The organism is Rhodococcus sp. MEB032, assembly GCF_030208925.1.
Classification (GTDB): domain Bacteria; phylum Actinomycetota; class Actinomycetes; order Mycobacteriales; family Mycobacteriaceae; genus Rhodococcus_F; species Rhodococcus_F qingshengii.
In genome coordinates, this window is sequence record NZ_JARVSY010000010.1 from 676,500 (window position 1) to 694,406 (window position 17,907).

Below are 17,907 nucleotides of genomic sequence, written 5' to 3' on the forward strand. Positions count from 1 at the left end.
GTCATGATCCATGTTCGCCACACCGCGGTTGCTGCCGTGCCGGTTGATGTCGCCTTCGACTACATCGACAACTACCGCAATGTCCCGACGTGGATGTTCGGTGTTTCCGAGTTCACCCCGTTCGGAGAGTTCGATCAGGGACTCGGCGCCACGTTCGACGCGGCCATGCAGATCGGGCCGAGCACGTTGCGCTCCAAACTCGAGGTCACCGAGTGGGAGAAGAATCGGATCATCAAGCTGTCCTCGCTCGGCGGTGTATCTAACTCGTCCACGTGGGAGTTCGCTGCGATCGACGATTCCAAGACCGAGCTTTCCGTCGACTTCGCCTACAAACTGCCCGGCGGCATTGCCGGCAAGGCACTCGGCCGATTGATCGGGCCGTTCGTCGAAAACGCTGTCAAGAACAGCGAGGAAACACTGCGCCACAGCCTCGAGGAGCAGTTCGCGGCCCGCGGCGAAGGCTGAAACTACCCGCGGTCGCCTTCGAGTCCCAGCGCGTTGGCCCACACCTGAGTAGCCGTCTTGACGACGTCCTCGAACGGGACGGGGTTGCCGTCGGCGCCAGGTTCCTCGGAGACGAATGAACTGTAGGCAAGACGGCTCACCATCGCCGACAGTGCTCGGGAAGCCAACAGCGGGTCCAACGAGGCGTCTGCCTTGCCAGCTGCTTGCAAGCGTTCGATGGCTCGGGCATTACGAGAAATGAAGGTCTCGGCTCGGTCCCGACGCAGTTTCGCGAAGGCCGGATCGATGTGCGATACCTGCTCGAGCAGACCCATCAGTTTGGCGTTGCGGCGAAAAGCCGTCAGGTAGGCACGGTTGCTCGATTCGAGGACCGCATACGGATTGTCGACGTCGCGGACCCGTCCCATGCCTGGGTGCAGCATGTCTTCCTGCGCGACGTCGAGAACTGCGGCGAAGATCTGCTCTTTGTTGTCGAAGTAGGTGTAGAACGTGCCGGTGGAGCAGTTCGCTTCCTTGGTGATGTCCGTGAGACGGGCGTCGAGATACCCTGCGCGCTCGAACACCGTTCGAGCCGCTGCGACCAGAGAAGCCCTGGTACGGACGCCGCGGGCAGTCACCGGCAGGTCACGCAGAAGCTCCGTCGCAGCCATGGATGGTGGCGGACGGTCTTCCCAGTTCTCCTGAGGTTCGGCGCGAGAGGTCACCAGCTACTTATACGGCAAAGCCGGCGACATCTCGGCATCGGCGTCAGGTGATGGTGATTCCTCCGTCGACGGCGATGGTCTGACCGGTGACGTATCCGCCGGCCTCGGACGCGAGCCACACCATGGTGGCCGCGAGCTCTTCCGGATCGCCCATGCGGCCGAGGATCAGGCGCGGAGCCATCGCGTCCAAGTAACCGTCGTTGTATTGGTCTGTCATTTCCGACTTGAAGAAGCCGGGCGCGATCGCGTTGACGCGAATGCCCTTGCGCGTTCCCCACTGCTGTGCGAGGTCGCGGGTCAATCCGACGACGCCTGCCTTGCTCGCCGCATAGGCGGCCTGCGGGAGTCCGGCGGTCGTCAATCCGAGAATGCTCGAGATGTTGACGATGGAGCTGCCCGGGAGCATGACGCGGCCGCAGGCCTGCGCTGCCCAGTAGGACCCATTGAGGTTGATGTCGATGACGGCGCGGAACTGGTCCGGGGTCTCGCGGGTCGCCGGAACGGCAGTTCCGACGCCGGCATTGTTGACCAGCACGTCCACGCGGCCGAACTTCTCCATCGCGGCGTCGACCATGTTCTGAGCCTGAGCCGGATCGACGATGTCGGTGGCCACGCACAATGCTTCGCGGCCTGCGTCACGCACGAGCTTGGCCGTGTCTTCGAGCTTGTCGACGCGGCGAGCAGCGAGGACGACGTCCGCGCCGGCCTCTGCTGCGGCTTTCGCAAACGCCACCCCGAGGCCCGACGACGCACCGGTCACGATGACCACTCGATCGGTCAGAGAGAACTTGTCGAGAACAGACATGCGCGGTGATGCTCCTGTGTCGTCGGGTTCGGGAAGTGGCGGTTGCAGTGACGTATCGACTGCAGTTGCGAAATTACAGGCCGAGATCGCGGCCGATGAGTTCCTTCATGATCTCGTTGGATCCGGCCCAGATCTTGGTGACACGGGCGTCCATCCACGCGCGAGCGGCGCGGTACTCGGTCATGAAGCCGTAGCCACCGTGCAACTGAACGCAGTGATCGAGGACCTCGTTCTGCACCTGCGCGGTCCACCACTTAGCCTTGGCGGCGTCGATGGCGGTCAGCTCGCCGGCAGCGTGTGCCGCGACGCAGTTGTCGACGTAGGCCTGGGTGACCTCGATGCGGGTGACGAGATCCGCGAGAAGGAATTTGTTCCACTGCAGCGAGCCGATCGGCTGACCGAAAGCCTTGCGGTCCTTGGCGTATTGCAGCGTCTCTTCGAGGATCGGAGCGGCGTGCGCGATGTTGGACACCGCAGCGCCGACGCGCTCCTGCGGCAGCATTTCCATCATGTGGATGAAGCCGCGGTCGATCTCACCGATGATGTTGGTGGACGGCACGCGAACGTTCTCGAAGAACAGTTCGGCGGTATCGGACTCGTGCTGGCCGACCTTGTCGAGCTTGCGTCCGCGCTCGAAGCCTTCCATGCCGGTCTCGACGGCAAAGAGGGTGATGCCCTTGGACTTCTTCTCGGGACTGGTCCGAGCCGCCACGATCACGAGGTCGGCGTTGTAGCCGTTGGTGATGAAGGTCTTGGAGCCGTTGATGATCCAGTCGTCGCCGTCCTTGACCGCAGTGGTCTTGAGCGAGGCGAGGTCGGATCCACCGGAAGGCTCGGTCATGCCGATGGCCGTCAGCATCTCGCCGGTGCAGAACTTGGGCAGCCAACGCTGCTTCTGCTCTTCGGTGGTGAGCTGAACGAGGTAGGGAGCAACGACGTCGGCGTGAATGCCGAAGCTCGAAGCAACAGCTGCACTGGCGCGCGAGAGCTCTTCGGCCAGAACCGCGTTGAAGCGGTAGTCGTCGGCTTCGCTTCCGCCGTACGCCTCCGGAACCTCGAGTCCGAGGAAGCCGTTGCGTCCCGCTTCGAGCCAGATTTCACGATCGATGAAGCGCTGGTCGATCAGCTTCTCTGCGACCGGAAGGATGTTCCGGTTGACGAATTCGCGAGCAGATTCGCGAAATGCCTCGTGATCGGGTCCGTACAGAGTGCGACGCATGACGAGTTGCTTCCTTTCGGCGTGGCAAAGCCACACGTAACGATGTTCCTAAGCATTCGCTTAGAATCTAAGCACCTGCTTATAGTGAATCGAGAGCGGGATATTGTCAACATCGAAATCCGTCACACCTGGAGGAAACCGTGAGCGATTCACCTGACGTGGTGATCAGCCCCTCCAAAGCTGCGGCCCGTATCCGCGCGGCAGCCGTGGACGCTTTTGCCTCTGCCGGCTACGGCGGCACCACCACCCGTGACATCGCCGCGCGACTCGACATGAGTCCCGCCGCCATGTACCCGCACTACCGCTCGAAAGAAGAACTGCTTTTCGCGATCAGCTTCGAAGGCCACACCGAAGCGTTGAAGGTGGTCGAGGGCGCCGACCGACCTGGTGAAGAACCGTCCGTTCGTTTGCAGGAACTGATCAGCACCTTCGCAAGTTGGCAGGCCGGGCACCATTCACTCGCTCGCGTTGTCCAGTACGAACTCACTGCCCTCACACCAGAGCACTACCGAACCGTCGTCGCGCTTCGCCGCAGCACGACGCGGGTGGTCCGGGAGGTTGTCGATGCCGGCGTGCAGTCGGGCGATTTCACGATCCCCGATGCCGAAGGCGTCACCCTCGCCTTGATGTCCCTGTGCGTCGACGTGTGCCGCTGGTTCCCGGCCGGCAATTACACGAATCCGGAAGACATCGGAAAACTGTACGGAGACCTGGCATTGAGGATGGTGGGCGCCGCCCGAATCAGGTGACGCCGACCGCAGAAAGGACTCGGCCAGTGGCCAACCGCACCTATCTCTACTCGACTCCTGTTGCCCCGCATGAGAATCCGGCTGCCGCTCGCACCCGTGGACTCAAAGGAATCTCGGAGTGGTCGTACGCGATACCGCTGGTCCCCCGGATCCTTGTGTCCGTGAATCCGCTCCCCCGCCAGTCGATCATCTGGGACGACACCCCCGACCTGATCGCGGTCACCGCGCCCTGTGGTCCTGGTATCGCCCGGTTCGAAGACTTCCTCGGCCGCATCGATCACCCCGCACTCGGCACGATGGCCGGCGATGCGCTGCGTTTCCTGCACAGCCACACCGAACCCGACCACTACTTCGTCCTCGAGTGCGGCGAGATCTTCGACATGGACGACGAACCGTTCGCCGAACAGGGCACGGCCCTGATGACCGGTCTGGCGGACATCGACGCCGAGATGGAGGCGGCGCTGGCCACGCTCGCACCCGCCAAGCCGCGCTTCTGGGAGCGGCTGTTCACGCCGACTCAGGAGAGCGTCGAGGAACCGCTACGCGAGCTCGGCCTCGGTTACTGGTCCGAGACCCTGTACTTCGATCTCGACGTCCCTCGATAAGAGCACCGGCGCAACCAAAGGTTTCAGACCGGGTGGTCCGCAAACAGGTACCCTCGGATTTCGTGTCCGACTACGCCACCGATCTGCCAACCGCTGCGTCCACCGTCCTCGGCGGTTGGGGTCGCACAGCCCGAACTACCTCGCACGTCGTTTCGACCCCTGATGTAGAGGCGATCGCTAAGGCCGTCGCCCGCGTCGCAGACGACAACGCGGACAAGCCGTTGCACCTCCGACGTGGAGTCATCGCTCGTGGTCTGGGCCGGTCTTACGGAGACAACGCGCAGAACACCGGCGGCTTGGTCATCGACATGACCGCCTTCCGTCGAATTCACAAGATCGATGCCGAGTCCCGTCTCGTGGAGATGGACGCGGGAGTCTCTCTCGATCAGCTGATGCGCGCGGCACTACCGTTCGGCCTCTGGGTCCCGGTTCTCCCCGGAACACGCCAGGTAACCATCGGCGGAGCGATCGCCTGCGATATTCACGGCAAGAACCACCACGCCGAGGGCAGCTTCGGAAATCATGTCCGCTCGATGAATCTGCTCACTGCTGACGGCAGTATCCGAACCTTGGAGCCGCATGGCCCGACATCCGAGCTCTTCTGGGCTACCGTCGGCGGGATCGGACTGACCGGGATCATCCTGCGCGTCACCCTCGAGATGACGCCGACCGAAACGGCGTATTTCGCCAACGACGGCGCTCTGACCGCGAGTCTTGATGAAACCGTCGCTTTTCACAGCGACGGCAGCGAAGCCGACTACACGTATTCGAGCGCCTGGTTCGATGCAGTCAGTGCGCCGCCGAAGCTCGGCCGGGCCTCGATCACGCGTGGTTCGTTGGCGACCGTCGACCAGCTTCCGCTGAAATTGCAGAAGAATCCGTTGAAATTCGATGCGCCACAACTGTTCACGACACCGGATGTTTTCCCCAACGGCTTGATGAACAAGCTTTCGGCGTCAGCGATCGGCGAGTTCTACTACCGCACCGGCGGCAACTACGTCGGGAAGGTGCAGAACCTGACGCAGTTCTACCATCCGCTCGACCTCATCGGTGACTGGAACCGTGCCTACGGGTCCAAGGGATTCCTGCAATACCAGTTCGTGGTGCCCGTCGACGCGGTGGACGAATTCAAGAGCATCATCCGCGATATCCAGCGTTCGGGACACTATTCAGCTCTCAACGTCTTCAAACTTTTCGGCGAGGGAAACGCAGCGCCACTGAGCTTTCCGATGTCCGGGTGGAACGTCGCCTTCGACTTCCCGATCAAGTCCGGCCTGGGTGAGTTCGTCGCCTCCCTCGACAAACGGGTACTCGAATTCGGCGGTCGCCTCTACACCGCCAAGGACTCTCGGACTACCGCAGCAAGCTTCCACTCGATGTATCCGCGAATCGACGAGTGGATCCAGATACGCAGAAATATCGATCCGACAGGTGTTTTCGTGTCCGACATGGCCCGAAGACTCGAATTGGTCTGAGGCGCCGATCAGTCGGAGATCTCACCCAACCGACGCTCCAGGTAGGCCCGCTCCGGTTCCGTACCAACGAGTTTCAGAGCTTGTCGGTACGCGGATGCCGCTGCGTCGGTGCGCCCCAACCGAGCAAGTAGTTCGGCTCGTGCAAGGTGATACGGATGGTAGTCGGCAAGTTTGGGCTCCGCTGCCAGTTCCTCCAGCGCAGTCAGCCCGACTTCCTCGCCGTCGCGCATCGCCAACGCTACTGCCCGATTGACGGCCACGACCGGCGACGGAGTCAGCGTGAGGAGCACTCCGTAGAGAGCGCAGATCTGTGGCCAGTCGGTGCTCTCCACATCTGCGGCCTCGTCGTGCAATGCGGCGATGGCGGCCTGCACCCCGTACGGCCCCGGCGCTCCCCCGGTCAACGCGACTACGACGAGGTCGCTGCCTTCCTCGATCATCGGCTGGTCCCAACACCCGCGATCCTGGTCTTCGAGGAGCACGATCCCGCCGGCGGCGTCGGTACGGGCATCCCGACGCGCGTGGACGAGAAGCATCAATGCAAGCAACCCGGCGATCTCGCGCTCATCGGGAAGCAATGCGCGCAAGATCCTCGCCAGCCTGATCGCCTCCACCGCCAGGTCGACGCGTTGCAGATCCGGACCCGAACTCGCTGCGTACCCCTCGGTGAACACCGAATAGATCACCTGCAGAACACCGGGCAGACGCTCCGGGAGTTCTTCGGCGCTGGGAGTTCGGAAGGGAATCCGAGCCTGACGGATTTTCTTCTTCGCACGCACGATCCGCTGCGCCATGGTCGCCGAAGGCACGAGGAAGGCCCGAGCGACTTCGGGCGTCGTCAACCCGCCGAGGCAACGCAAGGTGAGTGCGATTCGGTCGTCCTCGGCCAGCGCTGGGTGCGAGCAGGTGAAGAACAGCTGCAACCGCTCGTCGGGAAGTTCTCCGTCGACCGTGGGCGGCGCCGGGTCGGCACGATCGGCGTCCACCTGCATCACCGCCAATCGCGCCGCATAGGCCTGATCACGACGAAGCCTGTCGACGGCTTTACGACGCGCCGTGGTCAGCAGCCAGGCGCCGGGTTTAGCCGGCACTCCGTCCACGGGCCAGTGCACCAACGCGGCCTCGACGGCTTCGGAGGTGACTTCCTCGGCCAGATCCAGATCACCGAAGCGGCTGACGAGCGAGGCCAAGAGTCGTCCGCGTTCCTCCCGGAACACTGACTCGATGGAGTTCTCGGCCTGCTCGTCCACGGCGAATCAGTCCCCGAACCCGGCCAGTGGACGCACCTCGACGCTGCCGCCGTCGCGCGCGCCGGGGCACCGCGCGGCCCATGAAAGCGCCGCATCCAGATCGGGAACGTCGATGACGTCGTAGCCGCCGAGGATTTCACGGGTTTCTGCGAAGGGACCGTCGGTGACGGTCTTTTCTCCGGACTGCGAGACCCGAACCGTCGTCGTTGCCGTCAGGTCGGCGAGGGCATCGCCGGACACCCAGATCCCGGCATCCTTCATTTCCTTGTCGTATTGCTGCCAGTCCTCGAACGTGCACTGGGGTTCGGTGTCTCCGCCGGGTGCGGTGTAGATGAGCAACATGTACTTCATGACTGACTCCTTGGTCTGTTGTTTCTCTTCCGGCTTTCTTGCCTTACAACATGACGACGAACGGTTCTCCCCGCAATCGACAGGCGACTCGAAAAAACTTTTGGCGAGTTCGTCCGAGGCGCTGCCGTTAGGCTGAGTGTATGACCGAACGCGACCGGGACGCCGCTGGGAAACCCCTCAATTCGCGGCCCCGTGACGGACTCGGACGTCCACTGCCACGCGACGCAGCGGGCGGTGTCCCGCGCATTCCGGACGATGTACGCCTGCCACCAGACGAGTCGATCACCGAGGCGCAGCGCCTCCTCGACCACGGCATGCCTTTCCACGCACACGAGATTCTCGAAGGAACGTGGAAAAGCGCGCCGCCCGAGGAACGTGACCTGTGGCAGGGACTGGCTCAGTTGGCCGTCGGGCTCACCCATCTGCTTCGGGGCAACAACACCGGCGCCGTCTCACTCCTCGGCCAGGGTCACGACCGCATCAGGCACTACGAGGTCGAGAGTCCGCACGGCCTCGATATCCCCGGTCTACTGACGTGGTCCGAGCACCTGCTCGCCGAAATCGATCGCCCCGGCGATTTCCCCGCCCCTCCGATTCCGAGGTTGAGAATCCCCTGATGCCCATCTTCCCCATGTTTCCGCTCGGCTCCGCTTTGCTACCGGGTGAGGTGTTGCCCCTGAACATCTTCGAACCTCGGTATCGCGCACTGGTCGAGAACGTTCTCGAAGCTGCCGACGGCCCACTGTTCGGAGTAGTGCTCATCGCTCGTGGCCACGAGGTCGGTGGCGGCGAATCACGTCACGACGTCGGCACTCTGGCTCGGATCGAGTCTCATGTCGCCATGGGTGCCGGGCGGTATCAGTTGTATTGCCGGACCGAAGACCGCATCCGGGTCAATCGATGGCTGCCGGACGATCCCTACCCACTTGCCGAGGTCGAATTGTGGCCTGACGAGAACAACGGAACACCAGTCACTGCTTACGAATACGACTCGCTCCTCGAGCGCATCGAGTTCATGTACGGAATGTTGGGAAAGCTCGCACTTCGGGCCGGCGAACAGACTCCGCGAATGCCCGTCCCACCGGATCCCTTGGATCCGCTGGGTTCTCGGCTGTATGCCCTCGCCAGGAGCATTCCGATGGGTGACGCCGATCGCCTGGCGATTTTGACCGCGCCAGGCGCCGACGAACGTATTCGCGCACTCTCGGAGGCAGTCGAGAACACCATCGAGGTCGCGCAGTTCAATCTCCTCTGAGCGCAACTACGCCATCGTCTGACCCATGTCGATGACGATCTTCGTCCCGGTGACCGCGCGGGAGAGGTCCGTCGCGAGGTAGACAACAGCGTTGGAGATGTCCTCGACGGTGGTGCGCGGGACGGACGTGAGCGGCCACTTGTACGAGTTCATGTACTCCGGATGAGTAGTGAGTACCTTACCGACGTTGGGATCGTTGCCCATCTCGGTCTCCACCGCGCCAGGGTGGATGGTGTTGACTCGAATGTCGAAGCTTCCCAATTCCGTTGCAGCAGTGCGAGCCAAACCCACGAGGCCGTGCTTGGCCGCCGAGTAGTGCGCGCAGCCGGGCGCTTCGGCGACGCCGGCAGCACTGCTCACAATCACGATGGAACCACCGTTGCCGGCTTCGATCATTGCAGGAACCGCAGCTGTCATCGTGCGCCAGACACCATTGAGATTGATGTCCACCAGCGTCGACCACTGTTCTTCAGGCATCTCCCAGAAACGGTTCCACGTAGCGATGCCCGCATTGGCAATCACGACGTCGAGGCGACCGAACTTGTCGACGCCCGACGCCACCGCCGCCCGCAGCGCCTCGAGGTCACGGACGTCCGCTACAGCGGTGACGATCTCGCGCCCCTCCGCTCGCACGAGACGAGCCGTTTCTTCGAGGTCGGCTTCAGTCGCGGCCGCGTAACCCACGTCTTCGGACACCGACGCGCACACGTCGACAGCGATGACGTCTGCACCTTCCTGCGCGAGTCGAATCGCGTGATTGCGTCCCTGACCCCGCGCTGCACCGGTGATGAAAACGACCTTGCCTGCCAACAGTTGTGTCATGGCCGGGACGTTAGACGCTGATGAGGCCGCCTGCCTGTGAGTTCCCGCTCGACGGGAATCAACCGTCGACGATGACGACGTGAAGATTCCTCGGACCATGGACACCTTCGACGCGCTCGAGTTCGATGTCGGAGGTCGCCGACGGGCCGCTGATCATGGTGGTGGGGCGCTCCGGTGTCAGCTTCGCAATCGCCTCCGGCACTCCCACTTCCACACTGCTGCGATACACGACGCAGATGTGTGTGTCCGGTACCAGCGTCAACGCACGGCGTCCCTGCGATGGACCGGCGTCGAGGAAGATGGTGCCGGTTTCGGCGCACGATACCTTCGAGCCGGTGACAACGGCGTCGAGGTTCTCGAGTTCAGGAGCCGGTACGTCCGGGCTGTCCACCACCAGCGTTCCGTCGAATCCGGCTACCCATGATCGGTCGAGGCCGGCGGGGATCCCCAGAGTGTGTAGTCCGCGCTCTCTCAGTATTCCGGCGACGGCCTCGGCGACTTCTGTTGCAGCGCAATGGTGAACGTGCGCCTTGTAGTCCACCAGACGGTCGATGAACAAATCGATGAGTTCCCCGTCGGACATGGTTCTGCCAGTCCGGTAGTTTCGCGGTATCTCGCCTTCGCGGGCGGGCGCCAAGGTGATGGCATCACGAATGCGTCCGAGCACCACTTCACGTGAATTCATCTGTCCGCCTTCCCGTCACGACGAGCCTCGTCCAATGCCGCGCGGCCTTCGTCGGAGTCCCACCAGGATCGGAAGGTCTGCTTGGGCGGTGCGGGAATGTCTCTGGCAGCTGTCCAACCGTTCAATGGAGGTGGCAACGTAGAGATCTTCCCTTTCCTGCCGGCCACGACGCGTCCGAGCCCGGCAGCTTTCTGAGCCAACGTCCACCGGCCCTCGGTCGACATCGCCAGAGAGGCGGCTTTCATCGCCAAAGACTCTGCCGTGACACCGGATTGCTCGACCTTCTGGTGCCGCAATTCGACGAGCAGCGAGGGTATGTCGATCTTGACCGGGCAGGCGTCGAAGCACGCACCGCACAGACTCGAGGCAAAGGGAAGCGTCGAGTTGGGATCGTCTTTGCCATGCATGCCCGCGAGCTGCGGAGTCAGCACCGCGCCGATCGGTCCCGGATAGGTCGATCCGTAGGCGTGACCGCCGGTGCGCTCGTAGACCGGGCACACGTTCAGACACGCCGAGCACCGTATGCAGCTCAGGGCTTCCCTCCCGATCTTGTCGGCAAGCGCGGCAGTCCGACCGTTGTCGAGGAGGACCAGGTGGAACTCCTGTGGACCGTCGTCGGGCGTGACGCCGGTCCACATGGAGGTGTACGGGTTCATCCGCTCCCCCGTCGAGGACCGCGGCAGCAGTTGCAGGAAGACCTCCAGATCCTGATACGTCGGCAGAATCTTCTCGATGCCCATCACGGTGATCAGTGTTTTCGGCAGCGTCAGGCACATTCGCCCGTTGCCCTCCGACTCCACGACGGTCAGAGTGCCCGTGTCCGCGATGCCGAAATTGGCGCCGGAGACGGCGACCGGCGTCGTCATGAACTTGTGGCGTAAGAACTTTCGTGCAGCTGCGGCAAGTTCGGCCGGGTTCTCCCCGAGGTTCGGATCGACATCTGGCATCTCACGAAGAAATATCTCCCGAATCTCGGACCTGTTGCGATGGATCGCGGGAACCAGGATGTGCGACGGTTTGTCATGGCCGAGTTGGACGATCAATTCCGCGAGATCGGTCTCGTAGGCGGTGATTCCGTGGGCTTCGAGATGCTCGTTGAGACCGATCTCCTGCGTGGCCATCGACTTGACCTTGATGACCTCGTCGGAGCCGGTGGCTTTGACAAGTTCGGTCACAATGGCGTTGGCCTCGTTGGCATCTGCCGCCCAATGCACCTGCCCACCGCGCGCGATGACTGCAGCTTCGAACTGTTCGAGCAGTTCCGGCAACCGCGCCATGACGTCGGCCTTGATCGCCGAACCCGCATCACGCAGGTCTTCCCAATCGGGAAGCTCTCCAGTCACGTTGATGCGCTTGGCACGGATGGTGTGCGTCGCCTTGCCGATATTGCGTCGCAGTTGCGCGTTGGCCAGCTCGTGATGTGCTGCGACGGGGAATTTCTCAGTACCTCGCAGGAACCCTGCACCCTCGGGCGACCTCGGCGGGAAGCTGGGCAGACCCAGCGTCACAGCGCTCATGCGTGCACCCGGCTTTCCACCGACGCCAGAATCTCCGCGAGGTGAATGGTCTTGGCGCCCATCCGCAGTCGTGACATACCGCCGCCGATGTGCATGAGGCAGGACGAGTCTCCGGCGCTGCAGAATTCGGCGCCGGTGTCCGCAACGTGGCGAATTTTGTCCGCCAGCATGGCCGTCGAAGTCTCCGCATTCTTGATGGCGAAGGTGCCGCCGAATCCACAGCAGGAATCTGCTTCGGGGAGTTCGACCAGATCGATGTCGCGGACGTTGCGCAGCAACTGAAGTGGCTTGTCCCCTACCCTCAGCATGCGCAGTGAGTGACAGGTCGGGTGATAGGTGACCCGGTGCGGGAAGTACGCGCCCACATCGGTGACCCCGAGAACGTCCACGAGGAATTCGGAAAGCTCGTACGTCTTTGCCTTCACGGTCTGCACCTGTCCACACAGCGACGCGGTGCCGTAGCGCTCGGCGACGATCTCGTGTTGATGACGGACCGAGCCGACGCACGACCCCGATGGTGCGACAACGGCGTCGATCGACGCATCACCGAAGGTATCGGCGTAGTTCGCGACCAGCGGTAGTGCGCCCGGCTGATAGCCGGTATTGACGTGCATCTGCCCGCAGCAGGTCTGCCCGGACGGAAACACGACGTCGTGCCCGAGACGGGTGAGCAGGAGGGCGGTGGCCTTGACGGCGTCGGGAAACATCGTGTCCCCGATGCAGGTGGCGAACAGCGCTACTCGCATGTGGTTCCCCGCAATCTGTCAGTGTGGTCTGACCACAGTAATACATCCCCGTACAGGCCACCCCATAAACGGCGTCCACCCGGTTATGCTCTTGCCTCATGCCGACCGAGCCGAGCCCGCGAGCGTGGGAACAAGTACTGAGCCACCTCGAACGTCGGCTCGTTTCAGGCGAGGTGTCTCCTGGCCAGCGCCTGCCGGGAGAGAGAATTCTGGCAGCAGAGTTGGGCGTCGGACGGTCATCGGTCCGAGAAGCGTTGCGGGTCATGGAAGCACTCGGCCTCCTCAAGGCGCAGACTGGCTCCGGCCCGACGTCCGGCGCGATGATCGTGGCCAAACCGACCGGCGGTATGACCATGCTGATGCGGATGCAGGTTGCAGCACAAGGCTTTCCGGTCTCGGATGTGGTGAAGACACGACTCGTTCTCGAATCCGAGGTGATGCAGTCCCTGGCATCGCGGACCCCGACACCCGACCTCCGCGCGGCCGTCGAACTGCTCGACTCGATGGAGGACGCAGCTCTCTCGGCCGAGGAATTCTTGCTACTCGACGCACAGTTCCACGTGGCGCTCGCCGACGCGGCGGGCAATCAGGTGATCGCAGCCATGATGACCGGCCTGCGCGAGTCCATCGAGGCCTACGTTCTCGCGGGCGTCCAGATCGACAGCTGGCCGAGCACCTGCAGGCGACTGCGTGACGAACACCGAGGATTGGTGGATGCGGTCAACGCGGGTGACGGCGAACTCGCACGTCAGCGCATAGTCGGACACATCCGCGGTTACTACTCGGAAAGCGCGCACTCCAGCCGGTGACAGGGGGTGGTAATTGCGCCTCCAGAAGTCGTGTACTGTTGGTTTCACACCGACGCGGGGTGGAGCAGCTCGGTAGCTCGCTGGGCTCATAACCCAGAGGTCGCAGGTTCAAATCCTGTCCCCGCTACAAAGAAGAGGCCCGTAGGTTGCGAAAGCGACCTACGGGCCTTTTGCTGTGCGCCTTTATTAACCGCCGGGGGTTAATAAAGGCGCACAGCAGTACCTCACACCACCACGTTGTGAAAATCGATCTCCGCGGCCAGCATGCCCGAGAACCACCGATCCAGGTCCTCGTCGGTGACGGACTCGGGCATGGCGTCCACTTCGCACGCCAGCACTGCCACCTGAGACACGAACGGCGGAGCGACATGCATGTCCACCCAGTCCTGCAACGCTGGTTCGCGATCTACCTTCACTGCCGCCGCCTCCCGGCACCACGACAGATACAGGGTTTCCGCGGCGTACATGCCCACCAGCGCCGCCGCCCTGCCCTCTTCGCGAGCGAGAGTCAAGGCGTGCGTCGACAGCACGGCCGACTCCTCGACCAGCGCCGCTGCGTCACCCTCGTACGGGAAGCGGGAACGCAACTGCGCGAAATACTCGCGCTGCTCGCCCACCAGGTTCGACATCGACGTCACGTGGTCGAGCGCGTCGTCGAGCGTCGGGGATTCGGCGACCACCAACCCCAACACCTTGACGGCCGTCAGTACAAATGCCTCTTCGATCACGAGGTACCGGCGGAATCCCTCATCACTCAACGTCCCGCCGATGGTGTCCTCGATGAATGGAACCGCCCGCGCGGCAGCGAGATTACTCTGCTGCCGCGCGAGCAGGTCTGAGGAGCGACTCATTCGCCGGCGACCCAACTGATCAAGCCGTCGAACAGGTCGGTGTATCCGGGCCACTGCTCACAGAACTCCGGCGGAGCCCAGTGCGGCGAGCAGTCCGAGGTGAAGACGATCGACCGTCCGGCGCCGTATTCACCGGCAGCGACAAGCGGATCGCCGTTGATGGTGGCGGGAACCACGGCACCGTCCTTCGCGACGACGCGGTTGTATCCCAGGAGCGCCGGCCAGGAATCGCCGGCACCACCGAGAGCCGGGTGAGCAGCATCGACGACGGTGGGAACGATCCCAGCCGGTGTCTCGACGCGATCGTCTTCGGCCAGCATCGTCACGGGCAGTACCTCGGCGATCGCGGTCTGGCGGAAAGCTGCTCGCGCCTGGAATCCGGAGAACGAGAGGTAGCCACCGATCATCATCAGTGAGCCGCCGGCGTTCACCCAGTCACGTAGCGCGACAAGACGATCCTCGCCGGCGCGGAACTGGTCGAACACGCCGGGAGCCAGCTGCAGCGAGTTCGCTCCGATGTCGGAGAGAACGACGACGTCGAACTGCGACAGTGCTTCTGCGGTACCGGGGAACTGCGTCGGCACCAGGTGTGCGGGCATGTGTGTCACGTCGTGGCCACGTGAGGTGAGCGCATCCCGAAGCGGGCCGACTCCCTCGACGTAGGAATGGACACTGAACTCGTCGACGCCCTTGACGTGCGTCGACGTCGTCATCCAGCTCTCGCCGGCGATCAGTACTCGTTTACCCATGACTGCTTCTGTTTCCTTTCGCGGCCTGCTCGAAGAGCGACCTCGGGTTGTCTCGCATCAATGCGGACACTTGCTGGGGATCTACGCCTGCGCGCACCAATCGGGCGGCGAAGGCGAGTGGTACGTAGGAGAATCCGTTTCCGCCGTGCTTTCTGAGCATTGATTTGAGGAAGAGGTCGTGACTGAGCAGGAGCTGTGATGCGTGACCGGAGGTGACCAATCCGGCTACCGCAGTGGCTGTTTCCGCCGGATGCGGAGAAAGACCCTCGCCGGGGAAATCGAAAGGCATCCCGATCATGTCGAACTCGAGAAAGACACCGCGGTCGGCGAGCGATCGTTGGTAGTCGGCGTCGTGTCCGGACGGGTCCATGTGGCACAGGACCACTGCTTGCGGATCGACGCCCATCTCGTCGACCACGATGTCGACGACGTGATGTCCCACGCGCTGCCAGCCCGGAAGGTGGACGAACAGGGGCACGTCCACCTCGCGCTGGGCGATGCATGCCGCCCGCAACGCTTTCGCCTCGTTCTGAGTGAAGAGCGGGGAGACTCCGATCTCCCCGATCACGCCAGGAGCCAATTCCTTTGCCGGATCGAACTCCTCGACGAGCGAACCTGCCAGATCGTCGACACCGAGTTCGTGGACCTCGACCGGATGGGTCGTCTCGAGGTACCACCCTGAACCCATGATCACTCGCACGTCTGACTTTCGCGAGAACTCCGCCAACTTCTCCGGTGCCCGGCCCAGTCCCGGCGGTGTCAGATCGACGATCGTCCGACCACCGAGGCGGGCGAAGTCCGCAAGGTCTTCCACCACGGCCGATCCGTCGTCGACTCGACAATTGTCGAGACTGTAGTACGGATTGTCGTGAAGAAGCCAGGCATCCTCGGCGCGTACCGGACCGGCCAACCGCTGTGCCACAACCGGATCCGGGGCCTCGGTGTACGCACCGGTGACGTCGTTGTGCAGATGTTCGTGTGGGAGAACCAGTCCGAGTTCCGAGCTGTCCACAGTTCCCGTGACAGTACGAACCTTGCTCATGAGCGTGCGGGCCCCGACGGTGCGGACTGCAGGTGTCGCCACAGCGCGCTCAGGGTGTGTCCCCGCATGTTGATCCAGATGGCCAGTAGCAGAACGACACCGGTGATGATCGGCGTCAGGAACGGGCTCACGCCGAGCAGGGTCAATCCGTTGGCGATGATTCCGGTCAGGACGGCGCCGATGACGGTACCGATCACGGTGCCGCGACCGCCGAAGAGATTGGTGCCACCGAGAACCACCGCGGTGATCACCGTGAGCTCGAATCCCGTTGCGGAGTTGGCCGAACCCGAGCCCAGTCGAGCCGCGATCAGCAGGCCCGCGATACCGGCAGCCAAGCCGGTGAAGACGAGCGTCATCATGAGCACACGACGCGTGTTGACGCCGGACCGTCGCACGGATTCGACGTTGGAACCGATACCGGTGACGTAGCGCCCGAAGCGCATGCGGTTGAGCGCAATTGCTCCGATGACCACGACGACGAGAGCAATCCAGGCGCTGGCGGAGAACCCGAGGAACTCAGCAGTTCCGAGCTTCGCGAAGTAAGTGTCGGCCGGAACCGGAACGGAGAATCCTTCGGTCCGATACAGCGCGATACCGCGAATGACGGACATCGTCGCCAGAGTCACGATGAACGGCGGAATGCCCTGATAGGCAGCGAGCCATCCGTTGACCAGGCCCCAGGCCGCACCCATCACCGGGGCGACGACGAAGACCAGGGACGAATCGACGCCGGCCTGGATAAGCTCGGCACTCATCGCCGCGACGAACGCGACGATCGCACCGACGGACAGGTCGATCTGACCTGCCGTGATCACGAAAGTCATCGCCACCGCGATGATCAGAACCGGAGCGATCTGGGTTGCCAGGTTCGACAGGTTCGTGAATGTCAGGAACGACGACGTGGTCGCCGAGAAGACGGCTGCGACAGCAACTGTCACCGCCAGCATCGCGAGGGTGGGCTTGTTGACGCTGTCCCACAAGGAGGGTTTCGCGGCGAGCTTGCGCTCGATCGGCGCCTGGGTCTTCTCGAGAGTGGTCATGCCGTGGCTCCCTGTGTTGCTGCCGATGTCCGTTGCGGCACCGGAGTTCGAGTGATGAGTCCGACGAGGGACTCGATGTTGAGGTCGCCGATCGGAACGTCGTCGACACTCTGCCCCTCGTACATGACCGTGATTCGGTCACATACGCGGAACAGGTCCTGCAGGCGGTGTGTCACGAGAATGACGCCCACGCCGGCCGCTGCGACGTCCGTGATCAGCTTGAGCACCGACTCGACCTCGGCGACGGCAAGCGCTGCGGTGGGCTCGTCGAGGATCAGTACGTCTGGGCGGAAGGAGACTGCGCGGGCGATCGCGACGGTTTGCCGCTGTCCGCCGGACAGTTGCCCGATCTCCTGGTAGGTCGACTTCACCTTGACATGCAGGTCGGCAAGAATGTGAGCCGCCTTCTCGTGCATGGCATGCCGGTTGAGGAAGGGGCCTTTTCGCGGTTCTCTGCCGAGGAACAGGTTGCTGGCGACGTCCAGCGTGTCGCACAGAGCCAGATCCTGGTAGACGATTCCGATCTTTTTCTGCTGCGCGTCGAGAGGCGTCGAAAAGCGCACTGGTTCACCGTTGACGCGCATTTCGCCGCCGTCGTGCTGAACCGCACCGGCGAGAATCTTCATCAGAGTGGACTTACCGGCGCCGTTGTCGCCGACCACTCCGAGTACTTCACCCTTCGCCAGCCGAAGGTCCACTCCTTGAAGGGACTTCACCGGTCCGTACGACTTGGTGATGCCCGAGAGTTCGATCAGTGGAGGTGCCATG

21 protein-coding genes and 1 tRNA gene are annotated in these 17,907 nt (G+C 62.9%); 8 read left to right on the forward strand and 14 right to left on the reverse strand.

The window, feature by feature from the left end; all coding sequences use genetic code 11:
- Positions 1-3 precede the first annotated feature (3 nt).
- Positions 4-465, forward strand: coding sequence for an SRPBCC family protein (locus tag QRN54_RS13480; protein ID WP_003940411.1), 462 nt, complete (start codon positions 4-6; stop codon positions 463-465).
- 2 nt (positions 466-467) lie between these two features.
- Here QRN54_RS13480 and QRN54_RS13485 read toward each other — a convergent pair whose 3' ends face one another.
- The 3 genes from QRN54_RS13485 to QRN54_RS13495 all read right to left on the reverse strand — a co-directional run bounded on the left by QRN54_RS13485 (position 468) and on the right by QRN54_RS13495 (position 3,193).
- A complete protein-coding gene (locus QRN54_RS13485; RefSeq protein ID WP_007730038.1) occupies positions 468-1,115 on the reverse strand; it encodes a TetR/AcrR family transcriptional regulator in 648 nt (215 codons plus the stop codon).
- Positions 1,116-1,212: 97 nt separating this feature from the next.
- On the reverse strand, positions 1,213-1,974 hold the full coding sequence (locus QRN54_RS13490) for an SDR family NAD(P)-dependent oxidoreductase (RefSeq protein WP_003939707.1): 762 nt from the start codon (positions 1,972-1,974) through the stop codon (positions 1,213-1,215).
- Positions 1,975-2,047: 73 nt separating this feature from the next.
- Positions 2,048-3,193 (reverse strand): acyl-CoA dehydrogenase family protein, encoded by a 1,146-nt coding sequence (locus tag QRN54_RS13495; protein WP_285182134.1) that lies wholly within the window; start codon positions 3,191-3,193, stop codon positions 2,048-2,050.
- 140 nt (positions 3,194-3,333) lie between these two features.
- Here QRN54_RS13495 and QRN54_RS13500 point away from each other — a divergent pair, with 140 nt between their 5' ends.
- The 3 genes from QRN54_RS13500 (at position 3,334) to dprE1 (ending at position 6,022) form a co-directional block, all read left to right on the forward strand.
- The gene (locus QRN54_RS13500; RefSeq protein ID WP_030536572.1) at positions 3,334-3,942 is read left to right on the forward strand and encodes a TetR/AcrR family transcriptional regulator; all 609 of its coding nucleotides are present in this window, start codon (positions 3,334-3,336) and stop codon (positions 3,940-3,942) included.
- Positions 3,943-3,968: 26 nt separating this feature from the next.
- Positions 3,969-4,547, forward strand: a complete 579-nt coding sequence (locus QRN54_RS13505; RefSeq protein ID WP_208690207.1) for a DUF7822 domain-containing protein — start codon at positions 3,969-3,971, stop codon at positions 4,545-4,547.
- A gap of 62 nt (positions 4,548-4,609) precedes the next feature.
- The gene (dprE1, locus tag QRN54_RS13510) at positions 4,610-6,022 is read left to right on the forward strand and encodes a decaprenylphosphoryl-beta-D-ribose oxidase (protein WP_285182135.1); all 1,413 of its coding nucleotides are present in this window, start codon (positions 4,610-4,612) and stop codon (positions 6,020-6,022) included.
- Positions 6,023-6,030: 8 nt separating this feature from the next.
- Here the strand turns inward: dprE1 and QRN54_RS13515 are convergent, their stop codons facing one another.
- Positions 6,031-7,272 (reverse strand): RNA polymerase sigma factor, encoded by a 1,242-nt coding sequence (locus tag QRN54_RS13515; protein WP_083056580.1) that lies wholly within the window; start codon positions 7,270-7,272, stop codon positions 6,031-6,033.
- A gap of 6 nt (positions 7,273-7,278) precedes the next feature.
- Complete coding sequence (locus tag QRN54_RS13520; RefSeq protein ID WP_285182136.1) at positions 7,279-7,623, reverse strand: YciI family protein; 345 nt, start codon at positions 7,621-7,623, stop codon at positions 7,279-7,281.
- 140 nt (positions 7,624-7,763) lie between these two features.
- Between QRN54_RS13520 and QRN54_RS13525 the strand changes: the two genes are divergently transcribed.
- Positions 7,764-8,240, forward strand: coding sequence for a DUF309 domain-containing protein (locus QRN54_RS13525; RefSeq protein WP_003940372.1), 477 nt, complete (start codon positions 7,764-7,766; stop codon positions 8,238-8,240).
- Positions 8,240-8,878 (forward strand): LON peptidase substrate-binding domain-containing protein, encoded by a 639-nt coding sequence (locus QRN54_RS13530; RefSeq protein WP_064073901.1) that lies wholly within the window; start codon positions 8,240-8,242, stop codon positions 8,876-8,878. Before QRN54_RS13525 ends, QRN54_RS13530 begins: the two co-directional genes overlap by 1 nt.
- 6 nt (positions 8,879-8,884) lie before the next feature.
- On the opposite strand, the gene QRN54_RS13535 is transcribed toward QRN54_RS13530, so the two are convergent.
- Genes QRN54_RS13535 through QRN54_RS13550 form a run of 4 tightly spaced genes read right to left on the reverse strand, consistent with a single transcriptional unit; the run spans position 8,885 to position 12,648 of the window.
- On the reverse strand, positions 8,885-9,700 hold the full coding sequence (locus QRN54_RS13535; RefSeq protein ID WP_007730029.1) for a mycofactocin-coupled SDR family oxidoreductase: 816 nt from the start codon (positions 9,698-9,700) through the stop codon (positions 8,885-8,887).
- 58 nt (positions 9,701-9,758) lie between these two features.
- Complete coding sequence (locus QRN54_RS13540; protein ID WP_285182137.1) at positions 9,759-10,385, reverse strand: LutC/YkgG family protein; 627 nt, start codon at positions 10,383-10,385, stop codon at positions 9,759-9,761.
- A complete protein-coding gene (locus QRN54_RS13545; protein ID WP_003940584.1) occupies positions 10,382-11,902 on the reverse strand; it encodes a LutB/LldF family L-lactate oxidation iron-sulfur protein in 1,521 nt (506 codons plus the stop codon). Before QRN54_RS13545 ends, QRN54_RS13540 begins: the two co-directional genes overlap by 4 nt.
- Complete coding sequence (locus QRN54_RS13550; protein WP_285182138.1) at positions 11,899-12,648, reverse strand: (Fe-S)-binding protein; 750 nt, start codon at positions 12,646-12,648, stop codon at positions 11,899-11,901. Before QRN54_RS13550 ends, QRN54_RS13545 begins: the two co-directional genes overlap by 4 nt.
- 98 nt (positions 12,649-12,746) lie before the next feature.
- Here QRN54_RS13550 and QRN54_RS13555 point away from each other — a divergent pair, with 98 nt between their 5' ends.
- A complete protein-coding gene (locus QRN54_RS13555; protein ID WP_285182139.1) occupies positions 12,747-13,457 on the forward strand; it encodes a FadR/GntR family transcriptional regulator in 711 nt (236 codons plus the stop codon).
- 53 nt (positions 13,458-13,510) lie between these two features.
- Positions 13,511-13,584, forward strand: a tRNA-Met gene (locus tag QRN54_RS13560).
- Between the two features lie 97 nt (positions 13,585-13,681).
- Here the strand turns inward: QRN54_RS13560 and QRN54_RS13565 are convergent.
- From QRN54_RS13565 to QRN54_RS13585, 5 genes are read right to left on the reverse strand one after another with little or no spacing between them, the layout of a single operon-like run.
- Entirely contained in the window at positions 13,682-14,308 is a 627-nt protein-coding gene (locus tag QRN54_RS13565) for a TenA family protein (RefSeq protein ID WP_162114554.1), read from the reverse strand.
- Positions 14,305-15,057, reverse strand: a complete 753-nt coding sequence (locus QRN54_RS13570) for a glutamine amidotransferase (protein WP_003939869.1) — start codon at positions 15,055-15,057, stop codon at positions 14,305-14,307. The genes QRN54_RS13565 and QRN54_RS13570 overlap by 4 nt, the downstream gene beginning before the upstream one ends.
- Positions 15,050-16,141, reverse strand: coding sequence for a phosphotriesterase family protein (locus QRN54_RS13575; protein WP_007730025.1), 1,092 nt, complete (start codon positions 16,139-16,141; stop codon positions 15,050-15,052). Before QRN54_RS13575 ends, QRN54_RS13570 begins: the two co-directional genes overlap by 8 nt.
- Positions 16,096-17,139 (reverse strand): ABC transporter permease, encoded by a 1,044-nt coding sequence (locus QRN54_RS13580; RefSeq protein ID WP_285182140.1) that lies wholly within the window; start codon positions 17,137-17,139, stop codon positions 16,096-16,098. Before QRN54_RS13580 ends, QRN54_RS13575 begins: the two co-directional genes overlap by 46 nt.
- Complete coding sequence (locus tag QRN54_RS13585; RefSeq protein ID WP_285182141.1) at positions 17,136-17,906, reverse strand: ATP-binding cassette domain-containing protein; 771 nt, start codon at positions 17,904-17,906, stop codon at positions 17,136-17,138. The genes QRN54_RS13580 and QRN54_RS13585 overlap by 4 nt, the downstream gene beginning before the upstream one ends.
- Between the last annotated feature and the right edge of the window lies 1 nt (position 17,907).

Coding starts and splice junctions, on each gene's coding strand:
- QRN54_RS13490 (WP_003939707.1), bottom strand. CDS start 1,974: ATGTCTGTTCTCGACAAGTTCTCTCTGACCGATCGAGTGGTCATCGTG.
- QRN54_RS13530 (WP_064073901.1), top strand. CDS start 8,240: ATGCCCATCTTCCCCATGTTTCCGCTCGGCTCCGCTTTGCTACCGGGT.
- QRN54_RS13495 (WP_285182134.1), bottom strand. CDS start 3,193: ATGCGTCGCACTCTGTACGGACCCGATCACGAGGCATTTCGCGAATCT.
- QRN54_RS13585 (WP_285182141.1), bottom strand. CDS start 17,906: ATGGCACCTCCACTGATCGAACTCTCGGGCATCACCAAGTCGTACGGA.
- QRN54_RS13565 (WP_162114554.1), bottom strand. CDS start 14,308: ATGAGTCGCTCCTCAGACCTGCTCGCGCGGCAGCAGAGTAATCTCGCT.
- QRN54_RS13525 (WP_003940372.1), top strand. CDS start 7,764: ATGACCGAACGCGACCGGGACGCCGCTGGGAAACCCCTCAATTCGCGG.
- QRN54_RS13555 (WP_285182139.1), top strand. CDS start 12,747: ATGCCGACCGAGCCGAGCCCGCGAGCGTGGGAACAAGTACTGAGCCAC.
- QRN54_RS13570 (WP_003939869.1), bottom strand. CDS start 15,057: ATGGGTAAACGAGTACTGATCGCCGGCGAGAGCTGGATGACGACGTCG.
- QRN54_RS13580 (WP_285182140.1), bottom strand. CDS start 17,139: ATGACCACTCTCGAGAAGACCCAGGCGCCGATCGAGCGCAAGCTCGCC.
- QRN54_RS13545 (WP_003940584.1), bottom strand. CDS start 11,902: ATGAGCGCTGTGACGCTGGGTCTGCCCAGCTTCCCGCCGAGGTCGCCC.
- QRN54_RS13480 (WP_003940411.1), top strand. CDS start 4: ATGATCCATGTTCGCCACACCGCGGTTGCTGCCGTGCCGGTTGATGTC.
- QRN54_RS13540 (WP_285182137.1), bottom strand. CDS start 10,385: ATGAATTCACGTGAAGTGGTGCTCGGACGCATTCGTGATGCCATCACC.
- QRN54_RS13520 (WP_285182136.1), bottom strand. CDS start 7,623: ATGAAGTACATGTTGCTCATCTACACCGCACCCGGCGGAGACACCGAA.
- QRN54_RS13485 (WP_007730038.1), bottom strand. CDS start 1,115: ATGGCTGCGACGGAGCTTCTGCGTGACCTGCCGGTGACTGCCCGCGGC.
- QRN54_RS13535 (WP_007730029.1), bottom strand. CDS start 9,700: ATGACACAACTGTTGGCAGGCAAGGTCGTTTTCATCACCGGTGCAGCG.
- QRN54_RS13550 (WP_285182138.1), bottom strand. CDS start 12,648: ATGCGAGTAGCGCTGTTCGCCACCTGCATCGGGGACACGATGTTTCCC.